Origin of the sequence: Actinoplanes flavus (assembly GCF_017592555.1) — a bacterium.
GTDB classification, from domain to species: Bacteria; Actinomycetota; Actinomycetes; order Mycobacteriales; family Micromonosporaceae; genus Actinoplanes; species Actinoplanes flavus.
The window spans coordinates 42,145-52,454 of sequence record NZ_JAGFNS010000010.1; the positions used below are offsets into that span (position 1 = coordinate 42,145).

The 10,310-nt window shown below is 73.0% G+C and carries 10 protein-coding genes and 1 pseudogene; 6 read left to right on the top strand and 5 right to left on the bottom strand.

All coding sequences use genetic code 11. The features are described 5' to 3' along the window. Positions 1–322: 322 nt before the first annotated feature. The 4 genes from J5X75_RS45480 to J5X75_RS16600 all read right to left on the bottom strand — a co-directional run bounded on the left by J5X75_RS45480 (position 323) and on the right by J5X75_RS16600 (position 1,846). Complete coding sequence (locus J5X75_RS45480; RefSeq protein ID WP_274383567.1) at positions 323–451, bottom strand: hypothetical protein; 129 nt, start codon at positions 449–451, stop codon at positions 323–325. A gap of 57 nt (positions 452–508) precedes the next feature. Continuing rightward, positions 509–961 carry a hypothetical protein gene (locus J5X75_RS16590; RefSeq protein WP_208468308.1) on the bottom strand — a complete coding sequence of 151 codons (453 nt, stop codon included), beginning with the start codon at positions 959–961 and terminating at the stop codon, positions 509–511. Between the two features lie 157 nt (positions 962–1,118). Next, the gene (locus tag J5X75_RS16595) at positions 1,119–1,400 is read right to left on the bottom strand and encodes a hypothetical protein (RefSeq protein ID WP_307798115.1); all 282 of its coding nucleotides are present in this window, start codon (positions 1,398–1,400) and stop codon (positions 1,119–1,121) included. Positions 1,401–1,405: 5 nt separating this feature from the next. Then, positions 1,406–1,846, bottom strand: coding sequence for a carboxymuconolactone decarboxylase family protein (locus J5X75_RS16600; protein WP_208468310.1), 441 nt, complete (start codon positions 1,844–1,846; stop codon positions 1,406–1,408). A 96-nt stretch (positions 1,847–1,942) separates the two neighbouring features. Here J5X75_RS16600 and J5X75_RS16605 point away from each other — a divergent pair, with 96 nt between their 5' ends. Next, positions 1,943–4,687 (top strand): AfsR/SARP family transcriptional regulator, encoded by a 2,745-nt coding sequence (locus J5X75_RS16605; protein WP_208468311.1) that lies wholly within the window; start codon positions 1,943–1,945, stop codon positions 4,685–4,687. Here J5X75_RS16605 and J5X75_RS44350 read toward each other — a convergent pair. After that, positions 4,684–5,493, bottom strand: a pseudogene (locus tag J5X75_RS44350) (LysR family transcriptional regulator); the annotation flags it as partial. The gene J5X75_RS16605 and the pseudogene J5X75_RS44350 overlap by 4 nt on opposite strands. An 84-nt stretch (positions 5,494–5,577) precedes the next feature. Here J5X75_RS44350 and J5X75_RS16610 point away from each other — a divergent pair. The 5 genes from J5X75_RS16610 to J5X75_RS16630 all read left to right on the top strand — a co-directional run bounded on the left by J5X75_RS16610 (position 5,578) and on the right by J5X75_RS16630 (position 10,296). After that, positions 5,578–6,426, top strand: coding sequence for an EamA family transporter (locus J5X75_RS16610; RefSeq protein ID WP_208468312.1), 849 nt, complete (start codon positions 5,578–5,580; stop codon positions 6,424–6,426). 135 nt (positions 6,427–6,561) lie between these two features. Then, positions 6,562–7,440 carry a GNAT family N-acetyltransferase gene (locus J5X75_RS16615; RefSeq protein ID WP_208468313.1) on the top strand — a complete coding sequence of 293 codons (879 nt, stop codon included), beginning with the start codon at positions 6,562–6,564 and terminating at the stop codon, positions 7,438–7,440. Further along, positions 7,437–8,204: an aminotransferase class IV gene (locus J5X75_RS16620; RefSeq protein ID WP_208468314.1), complete on the top strand. Its 768-nt coding sequence runs from the start codon at positions 7,437–7,439 to the stop codon at positions 8,202–8,204. Before J5X75_RS16615 ends, J5X75_RS16620 begins: the two co-directional genes overlap by 4 nt. A gap of 58 nt (positions 8,205–8,262) precedes the next feature. Continuing rightward, positions 8,263–8,994, top strand: coding sequence for a DUF7873 family protein (locus J5X75_RS16625; RefSeq protein WP_208468315.1), 732 nt, complete (start codon positions 8,263–8,265; stop codon positions 8,992–8,994). A 558-nt stretch (positions 8,995–9,552) separates the two neighbouring features. Next, on the top strand, positions 9,553–10,296 hold the full coding sequence (locus tag J5X75_RS16630; protein WP_208468316.1) for a GntR family transcriptional regulator: 744 nt from the start codon (positions 9,553–9,555) through the stop codon (positions 10,294–10,296). Positions 10,297–10,310: the final 14 nt, after the last annotated feature.

Sequence of the window (10,310 nt, forward strand, 5' to 3'; positions counted from 1 at the left end):
TCACCCTCGCGGATGGGTCAGATCTTCCCCGATTTCGTACGCTCACCGCCGCGACCGTCGCCCCACACCGGGCCGCGACGCGACTCCCGCGCCGTGGTCGCCTGTCGGTGACGCCCGGGCATGGCCGGCAAGCGCGGTGGACTTGCCGGCGGTCAGATGGGTCGCCAGCGGAGCCTGTCGTCGCCGGTCTTGGTGGTGCACCGGTACCGCTTCCCCGCCTTCGACACCCCTGTCGCACCGCGGGTGGAGCAGAACGCGCCGGGTGTCACCGTTCGCACGGGGCCGTTCGGTGGCGTGTGGTGGATGTTCGGGTCGATGACGGTCAGGCCCAGTCGTCGGATCGCCAGGCGGGTGCGGACTCGGTGGCCAGGCGGTTCCATGCGGTCGTGCCGCCGGGTAGCGGCCAGGCCTCGGTGCGGGCGTCCTCGTCGGGGTGGAGGGCCAGTGTCACCGGCGGCCGGCCCTCGGCCCGGGCGGCGGCCAGGCGACAGTGGCCGTCGATCAGGAGTCAGCCGTCCAGGTTGCTCGCCCACCACAGCAGCAGCGGGGGCAGCCGGCCGTCGCGGGCCGGTTTGCGGTAGGCCTTCACCCGACCGTCGTCCGGTGTGGGCAGTGGGCGCAGTGGCACCACGCCGTTCCAGCCGTCGCCCAGCCAGTCGAGTTCGGCGTCGGGCCAGTCCAGGACCAGGTCGCTGGTCAGTCCGTAGGGCGGCAGACGGCGCGGCCCCGGGCGGCGTGGCCAGGTCCCGGCGAACCGGTAGGACCAGGATGCGGCCGTGGTGAGGCGGCGCGTCTCGCCGGCCCGGATCGGGTCCACCGGGGAACGGAATCCCCCGGTCCGGAACAGGCGAACGCCGTACCGGTTCGGGTGCACCCGGGCGAACAGGACCGCCCGTCCCTCCTGGCGCAGCAGCATCCGGTCGGCGCCGGCCAATTCCCATCGCAAACCGGGGACGGACATGGCGGCGATCATGTCACGACGAAGAGGGTGACCACCGATCTACGCCCGGCGCGGGCCTCGCGGGCCGGACCCGGCAGACGGTCGCCGCCTGCCCCGGGCGGTACGCCATCCCCGTACAAGAAAGCGGGAAAGGGCGAGCGCCCGGGGCCGTGAGCGACTATCGCTGATCCACCACCAGACCGTTGTTGGCGGTCGCGTCGCTGGTCAGGGCCATGGCGAGCGGCGCCTCGGGAAAGGTGGCGATGGCGGCCAGCGCGGCGTTCAGTTCACGTTCGCCGGACCAGTGCCACGTGTCGGTGTAGGTGCCGTCGTCGAGCCGGACCAGCAGCGTCGCGGTCAGCCCGGGATGGGTCTCGCGCACCGTGCCGATCAGCGACGCCCGCCGGGCCAGGAACTCCTCCAGGTCGGCCGGGTCCACCGAGTACCGGTGTGCGCGCACCGCGGTCACCACGAACCGGCCTGCTGACGGATCGGGGCGTTGAGCCGGTTGAACAGGTTCGTCGTCGCGATCGTCAGCAGGATCGCGGCCAGCTGCGGCTCGGTGAAGTGGTCGGCGGCCGCGTCCCACACGTCGTCCGGCACGGCGGCCGGCCGTTCGGTGACCGCCTCGGCCAGCGCCAGCGCGGCGCGTTCCGGCTCCGAGTAGTACGGGGTCTCCCGCCACGCCGCGACCACGCCGATCCGTTCGCCGGACTCGCCGGCCTTGGTCAGGTTCTTCACGCCGGCGTCGACGCAGAAGCCGCATCCGTTGATCTGGCTGACCCGCAGGTGCACCAGCTCCAGCAGCTCCTCCGGCACATCCTGGGTGCGGGTGGCCGCCATCAGGCTCTGGATCGGCCGCATCGCGGCGGGGACGAGCACGGCCGGGTTCTTCATGCGCTGCATGGGTCTCTCCTCGTTCGTTCTGCTTCGCTCTGGTGAGACAGAGGTTGTCGGACCCCGTTGATAGATTCGCGATGCATCGACGATGGGAGGCACATCGTGGGGGGCCTTCGCTTCGCACTTCTGGGGCCCGTGCAGGTCACGGTCGACGGGGAGCCGCTTCCCGGCCTCGCCCCACGGCACCGCGCCGTCCTCGCCCACCTGCTGCTCCACGCGGGCAAGGTGATCCCGATGGAGCGGCTCATCGAGGCGGTGTGGGGCCTCGACCAGCCGGAGACGGCACGGTCGCAGATCCACGCGGCGATCACCGCGCTGCGCCGGGCGATGGGCGGCGCCGAGGTCCTGCGGACCCGGCCGGGCGGCTATCTGGCCGATCCCGCGCCGGGCAGCCTGGACGTGCGGGAGTTCAGCGACCTGGTGGCCGAGGGGCGGCTGCGGGAGGCGCTCGCCCTGTGGCGGGGCGAGGCGCTCGCCGACGTGCACGCGCACTACGCGCCCGCCGCCCGCGCGCTGCTGGCCGACCGGCGGCTCGCCGCGATCGAGCAGCTGATGGAGGCGGAGCTGACCGCCGGGCGGCATGCCGCCGTGCTGGACGAGCTGGCCGCCCACGTGGCGGCGCACCCACTGCGGGAGCGGCTGGCCGGGCAGCTGGTCACGGCGCTGCACCGGTCCGGGCGGCAGGCCGACGCGCTGGCCGCGGCCCGGGCGTACCGGGAGGGGCTGGCCGAGGAGCAGGGCCTCGACCCGGGCGCCGGCTTCCTGGCCGTCGAGCAGAGCGCCCTGGCGGCGTCCCGGTCCAGCTTCCTGCCGTACGACGTGCCCGACTTCACCGGCCGCGACGCGGAGCTCGACCGGATCGTCAGCGATCCGCGCGGCGGCATCGTCACCATCGACGGGATGGCCGGGGTCGGCAAGACCACCCTGGCGATCCGGGCCGCCCACCGGCTGGCCGGGCGGTTCCCGGGCGGGCAGCTGTTCGCCGACCTGAGCGGGCACACCGCGCCGGCCGCGCTGGAGATCCTGCTGCGCCAGCTGGGCCTCACCGAGATCCCGCCGACCGAGGCCGGGCGCGCCGCCCTGTGGCGGGCCGAGCTGGCGTCCCGCCGGGTCCTGGTGGTGCTCGACAACGCGGCCGACGGCGGTCACGTCCGGCCGCTGCTGCCCGGCAGCTCGGAGAGCCTGCTGCTGATCACCAGCCGGCGCCGGCTGGTCGACGTCGACGGCGCCCGCGCCCTGTCCATGGAGGTGCTGCCGCCCGGCGACGCGCTCGCCCTGTTCGCCGGCATCGTGGGGGAACGGGCCGCCGCCGAGCCCACGGCGGTGACCGAGGTGCTCGATCTGTGCGGCCATCTGCCGTTGGCCATCCGGCTGGCCGCCGCCCGGCTCCAGCATCGTCCCCGGTGGAGCGTGTCCTATCTGGCGGGCCGCCTGCGCCTGGCCGACCTGGCCACCCCGGAGCGCAGCGTGGCGGCCGCCTTCGCGGTGTCCTACGAGCAACTCGACGAGGCGGAACGGCGGATGTTCCGGCTGCTCGGGCCGGCCCCGGTGCGCGACGTCGAACCGCACGCCGCGGCCGCCCTCGCCGACCTGCCGGTGCCCGAGGCGGAGGACCTGCTGGAGAGCCTGCTCGACGCGAACCTGCTGATCCAGCGCGAGCCCGGCCGCTACACCATGCACGACCTGCTGCGCGAGCACGCCCGCTCGTTCCCGGCGGAGGACGGGGCGGTGATGCGGCTGCTCGTGCACTACCTGCACCGGTCCCGGTCGGCGGTCCGCCGGCTGTTCCCGGCGAACGTCGGCGACCGGCCGGGGCTGCCACCCGAGCTGACCCCGGTCGAGCCGATCCGCGACCCCGCCGAGGCCCTCCGATGGCTGGACGCCGAACGCGGCAACATCATCGCCACCGCCGCCCACGTGCCCCGCATCTGCGTCGGGCACCTGGCGCACGCGCTCCGGCCGTACCTGGACCGGCAGGCCCACCACGACGACGCCGTCACCCTGCACGGCATCGCCCTGGAGCGCAGCCGCGCCAACGGCGACCCGGACGTGTCCGGCCGCGCGCTCGCCGACCTCGCCTGGACCCACTGGCGGCGTGGCGACTACGAGCGGGCCCTCGACTACGCGGAGCAGGCGCTCGCCGTCGCCGAGGACGACCCGTTCCCCCGATCGATGGCCCTGCACACGCTCGGCGACGTGGCCTGGCGCCGCCGCGACGCCGCGACCGCCGAACGGCATCTGAAACAGGCCCTCGACCTGGCCCGGATCGCCGGGGACCGGGCCCGCGAGGGGTTCGTCCTCGGCGACCTCGGCATGGTCCTGGACCAGCCGGGCCGCCACGACGAGGCCCGCCGTCACCTGGATCTGGCGCTCGCGATGCACCGGCGCGACGGCAACCCGCTCGGCGAGGCACGGGTCCTCAACCAGATCGGCACCCTGCTGCGCCATCAGGGCCACCCCGCCGAGGCGGCGGACCGGCACCGGGAGGCGGGCCGGATCTACCGGGCCATGGGCAACCACACCGACGAGGCCGCCGCCCGCAACGGCCTGGGCGAGGCGGCACTGGCCGGCGGCGATCCGGCCCGCGCGATCGAGGAACACACCGCGGCCGCGGCACACGGCGACCGTCCGGAGCGGGCCCGCGCCCACCACGGCCTGGCCCGGGCGTTGCTGGCGCTCGGACGAGCCGGCGACGCGGCGCCGCACGCCGACGCGGCGGAGCGTCTCTATCGGGACTTGGGTGTGCCGGAGGCGGAGGAGGCCCGATCGCTGATGTCCGATCCGAGCAGGCGGAGCAGCAGGGCCAGTGGGGGCCAGCCGGTGCGGCCGGTGCGGACCACCGCGTAACAGCGCAGGATCGGGGCCGGGTCGCGCAGCGGCAGCAGGCGGACCCCGGGGCGGGTCGGGCCGGCGACCGGGAGCAGGCCCACGCCGAGGCCCGCCACCACCAGGTCCTGGAGCAGTTCCAGACTGTCCGAGCGGTGGGTGATCAGCGGGTCGAAGCCGGCCATCGACGCGATCGTGCGGACCACCTGCTCGTCGGCGACGCCGCGGGAGTTGACGATCCAGTCGTGGTCGCGGTAGCGGGCGAACACGGTGGGGGCGTCGGCGTCCGTGTGCGGGTCGCCGGCCGGGACGCCGAGGGCCCACTCCGCCGACCACAGTGGGCGCGACACCACCGTCCGGTCGAGGACGGCGGGGGCCAGGTTGAAGTCGTAGGTGAGGGCCAGGTCCAGGTCGTCGGCGGCGATCATGGCGAGGGCCTCGTCGCTTTCGTGTTCGTGGATGCGGACGCGTACCCGTGGGTGGTCGTCGGCGAGCCGGGCCACGACGGGCAGCAGCGATCGCCGGATGGCCGTGCCGAAACCGGCGACGCGTAGCGTCCCGGCGGGTTCCGCGGCCGGGTCCAGGTCGAGTCGGGCGGCCTCCAGCGCGGCCAGAACGGTGACCGCGTGCTCGGCGAGCCGCCGCCCGGCCGGGGTGAGCCGGACCCGCCGCCCGTCCGGCTCGATCAGCGGGGTGCCGGCCTCCCGGGCCAGTGCCGCGATCTGCTGCGACACGGTCGACGTGGTGGTGTGCGTCTCCTCGGCGACGGCACGCATCGACCCGAGTCGGGACAGCATCAGAAGGGTCTCCAGGCGGCGCACGTCCACGCCACGATTGTTCAGCTGTGACGAACGGTATGTCCAGCATCGTCACGTGGACGCGAACGGTCCGGATCGCATCTACTGGGCGGCATGACGCTCACCGCCGTACGCCCGCGCACCGCCACCCGCACCGGAGCGGCCCTCGCCGTCACCGCCATGACGTGCGTGCAACTGGGCCTGGCCGTCTCGGTGGGCCTCATCGACGACCTCGGCGTGACCGGCGCCGCGTGGATCCGGCTGGCCTGGGCGGGCGTGCTGCTGTTCCTGCTGGCCCGGCCACGCCTGTCCGATCTGAGCCGGCGGGCCCTGTGGTCGGCGGTCGCCCTCGGCGTGGTCACCGGGACGATGACGATGCTGTTCATGGCGGCGGTCGCCCGGCTGCCGCTGGGCACCGCGAGCGCCCTGGAGTTCCTCGGCCCGCTCGGGGTGGCCGTGATCCGTGGACGGCGCCTGCTGTGGCCGCTGCTCGCCGGGGGCGGGGTGCTGCTGCTGACCGAGCCGTGGCACGGCGGCGCCGACCCGGTGGGTGTGGCGTTCGCGCTGGCCGCGGCGGTGTGCTGGGCCGCGTACATCCTGCTCACCCAGCATGTCGGCGACGAGGGCGCGGGGCTGAGCGGCCTGGCCGTTTCGATGCCGGTGGCCGGTCTGGTCGCCACCGTGGTCGCCGGCCCGCAGGTGGTCGGCCGGGTCACCGTCGACGTCCTGGTGGCCGGGTTGTTCCTGGCCGTGCTGCTGCCGGTGGTGCCGTTCGTGCTGGAGTTCCTGGCGCTGCGCCGGCTCACCACCGCGGCGTTCGGCACCCTGATGAGCCTGGAACCGGCTATCGCCGTGCTGGCCGGCCTGGTCCTGCTGCACCAGGTTCCGGGGTGGGCGGCGGTCGCCGGCATCGGCCTGGTGGTCGCCGCCGGGATCGGCGCGGAACGCTCGGGCGCCCGGTGAAGGCGGCCGCCCGCATCGGGAGCGATAAATGCGTTGCGCCCGGGTCGCGGTGGCCGCTACAAATAGCCGCCGCTTGAGGGAGACGAAAGGAGGGCTGAGCGATGTATTCCCAGCACAGCTTCCGATGGAGATGCCTTGACTCTGGAAATCCGCCCGCTCACCGGCCCCGGTGAGCTGGACCTCTTCAACTCTTTCGACTACGTCCTCAACAAGGAGATCGCCGGCGACCTGACGGCCGGCCGCCGCCACCCCGGGTGGCTGTGGGTGGCCGTGCGCGACGGCCGGGTGACCGCCCGCGCGGCCTGGTGGTCCCGTCCCGGCGACGAGAAACCGATGTTCATGGACATCATGGATGTGGCGCCCGGTCACGTCGACGACGGCGCCCGGCTGATCGAGGCGGCCACCGTCTCCGCACCGGCGTTCACCCGGTTCGTCGTCCCCGACTGGCGTGACCACCCGCACGACTGGCTGCACGTCCTGGAGCGGTCCGGCGCCAAGCTGTTCGTCGAGCGGCTGCGCCTGCAGTGGCATCCGGGAACGCCGGTCCCGCCGCACACGGATCGGCTCGTCTTCCGTGAGCCACACGGCGCCGGCGAGCTGATCGGCCTGATGGAGCGGGTCCTCGACGGCGCCCTCGACGCGCACAGCCGGGACGAGCTGACCCGGATGAGCCCGCGCGAGTGCGCCGAGTCGCAGTACCACGAGGAACTGCTGCGCTACCCGAGCCCGCGGGAGTGGTGGCGGGTCGCGACACTTCCGGACGGCGACCCGGTCGGCTTCGTGATCCCGGCCCACAACGGCTACAACCCGATCATCGCCTACATCGGCGTGGTCCCGGACCACCGCGGCCGCGGCCACATCGACGCGCTGCTGGCCGAGGGCACCCGCCTGCTGGCCGGGCAGGACGTGCCCCGGATCCGGGCGTCCACCGACCTTGGCAACGTGCCGATGGCGGCCGCCTTCGCCCGCGCCGGTTACGCCGTGCACGAACACCAGGTAGACATGACCTGGTGACGTATGTGGAGATCAACGGTGCGGCGCCGGAGGTCGAGGCGCTGCACCGTGCCGCCACCATGATCCTCGGCCACTTCACCACCATGCAGGTGCGCGGTGGCGCGGTGGCCGGGCTCGACCTGCACCTGGAGCGCCTGCGGCAGGGCTCGGCCGAGCTGTTCCCCGGCACCGATCCGGCCGCCGACGACACGATCCGGGCGCTGATCGTCCACGCGCTGCGGGGCGAGCCGGACGCCACGGTCCGGGTCACCATGCTGTCGGCCGCCGACGCGATGGTCTCGGTCCTGGAGCCGGGCGCCGACACGCCGCCGCCCGCGATCCGGGCGCGCACCATCGTGTACGAACGCGAGCTTCCCCACCTCAAGCACCGCGCCACCCTCGGCCTGTTCCACCACGCGGCCGAGGCGCGGCGGGCCGGCTTCGACGATGTCGTCTTCACCGGCCGCGACGGCCTCCTGCGGGAGGGCTCGGTCTGGAACCTGGTGCTGTGGGACGGCGCCCGGGTGGTCTGGCCGGAGGCGCCGATGCTCGCCGGTGTGACGATGCGGCTGCTGCGCCGGGAGCTGGACGCGGCCGGTGTCGCGCAGACGTCCCGCGCGCTGACCGCCGCCGACCTGCCGGAGATGACCGGCGCGGCGGCCGTCAACTCCCGTTTCCCGGCCCAGCCGATCGCGGCCGTCGACGACGTCGTCTTCCCGGACACCGCGGCCCTCGCCGAGGTGCTCGGGGACGCCTGGCGGCGGGTCGCCTGGCAGGGCGTCTAAATCGTTCGAGCCGGTGGCGGAGCGGTGCTAGCGTTCGGGCCGCTGAAAGGGGACATGGGTGCCGAAGCTGAACCAGATCATCGCCGTCGAGAAGGGCGTCAAGAGCAAGGCGTTCGCCGACCTGAGCGAGGCGCACCACGCCGTGCAGAAGACGGCGCCGCTCGCCGGCATCGCGCGGACCTACCAGCCGAAGGACGAGGAGGGTGAGCAGCTGCCCGCCGAGTCGACGCGCGTGCAGATCAAGTCGGAGGAGATCCTCCGGGACGTGTCCCGCACCCTGACCCGGCTGTTCGACGTCACCGCCACCAAGGACTGGACGAACTGTGTGGCCCGCGCCGACGTGGTCGTCGACGGCCGCGTCATCGCCGCGCAGGTGCCGGTGACCTACCTGCTCTTCCTCGAGAAGCAGCTGGTCGACCTGCACACGTTCGTGAAGAAGCTGCCGGTCCTGGACGCCGCCGAGTCCTGGGTGCGCGACGACTCCACCGACAGTTGGCGGACCGACCCGGTGCGCACCAACCGCACCAAGAAGGTGCCGCGCAACCACGTGAAGGCGGAGGCCACCGAGAAGCACCCGGCCCAGGTCGAGGTGTACTACGAGGACGTCACCGTCGGCTACTGGACCACCGTGAAGTTCTCCGGCGCCCTTCCGGCCAAGCGGGTCAACGAGATCCTCGACCGGGTGCTGGCGTTGCAGACCGCGGTGAAGTTCGCGCGCGAGGAGGCCAACAACACCGAGGCTGTCGACCAGCGGGTCGGCGCGGCCGTCTTCGACTTCCTGTTCGGGTAGGACCCGTCACAGACCCCCGTGGGAGCGCGGGGTGCGCCCCAACGTCGGGCGCGAAGCTGACAGCTGAGGCTGAAGCTGAACCACCCGGTGACAGTGCGGGTTCGAGCCCCGCCCCCTGCATTCCTCGCGGGGGTAGCCCAATCGGCAGAGGCAGCCGGGATGAGACTCAGATTCTCGCTCCAATGTCAGCATTCACCACTGATCGCCAGATCGAACGAGCAGGACAGAGACACCGGATGCCGGTTCAATTCCGGCCCGCTCCGCTTTCGGGGGGCGGTAGTTTAAAGGCAAAACCCGGATGTCATCAGAGTGATCCTCGCTCTTAAACGTGCTGGCGTGTGCAACTCAGTGGTAAGCGGAGGCCCGGGGGCTGGCCATGCCCCCGGGCCTCACCATGTGCGCGTCCCAGGATCCGGGCGTGTTTTCCGGCGCAACGATCCTTCCCGGCGACGATTCCGCAGCTCAGCGTGGCCCGCGCGGCCCGCGCAGGTGGCGCAGCCGCCTACCGCTTCCAGTTCTCCTATGAGCTTTATAGGTTAAGTGCGGGAGGTGAGCGGGATGGGACAACCGGCAGTGGCCGAGGCGCGGTGGCGGCGCGCCGACCGGGCCCGGCAGATCGCTGACGTGCTGCGCCATCAGGTGCTCGCCGGCGCGTTCGCGGCCCTGCCCCGTGAGGCGCAGCTGTGTCACGACTTCGAGGCCTCCCGCAACACCGTCCGGGAGGCGCTCGGGCTGCTGGCCGCCGAGGGCCTGGTCGCGCGCCAGCCGGGCGTCGGCACCCTGGTCGTCACCGCCAAGTACGCCCACGGCCTGCACCGCCTGGCCGGGCTCGCCGAGACCCTGCACGAGCACGGCGAGATCACCAACGAGGTGCGTACGGTCGCGCTGGTCCGCCCGCCCGCCGTGGTCGCGCACCGGCTCCGGATCCCGGACGGCGAGCAGGTCCTCTACCTGGAGCGGGTCCGCAGTCTGGACGGCGTCCCGGTGTCGCTGGACCTCACCTACCTGCCGCAGGACATCGGTGTCCCGCTGCTCGCCGAGGATCTGGCCGGGCGGGACGTGTTCGTGCTCATCGAGGAGCTGACCGGGCAGAGTCTGGGCACCGCCGACATCAGCATCGAGGCGGTCAACGCCGACCCGCACAGCGCCGACCTGATCGGTGTCGCCGACCGGGCCGCGCTGCTCATGATCGAACGGGTCACCCACCTGGCCGACGGCCGCCCGGTGGATCTGGAGTGGATCCGGTTCCGTGGCGACCGGTTGACCCTGGTGACCCGGCTGAGCCGTATCAGCAGTTTCTGAACCGCAGGAGAATC

Coding starts and splice junctions, on each gene's coding strand:
- J5X75_RS16590 (WP_208468308.1), bottom strand. CDS start 961: ATGTCCGTCCCCGGTTTGCGATGGGAATTGGCCGGCGCCGACCGGATG.
- J5X75_RS16600 (WP_208468310.1), bottom strand. CDS start 1,846: ATGCAGCGCATGAAGAACCCGGCCGTGCTCGTCCCCGCCGCGATGCGG.
- J5X75_RS16610 (WP_208468312.1), top strand. CDS start 5,578: ATGACGCTCACCGCCGTACGCCCGCGCACCGCCACCCGCACCGGAGCG.
- J5X75_RS16630 (WP_208468316.1), top strand. CDS start 9,553: ATGGGACAACCGGCAGTGGCCGAGGCGCGGTGGCGGCGCGCCGACCGG.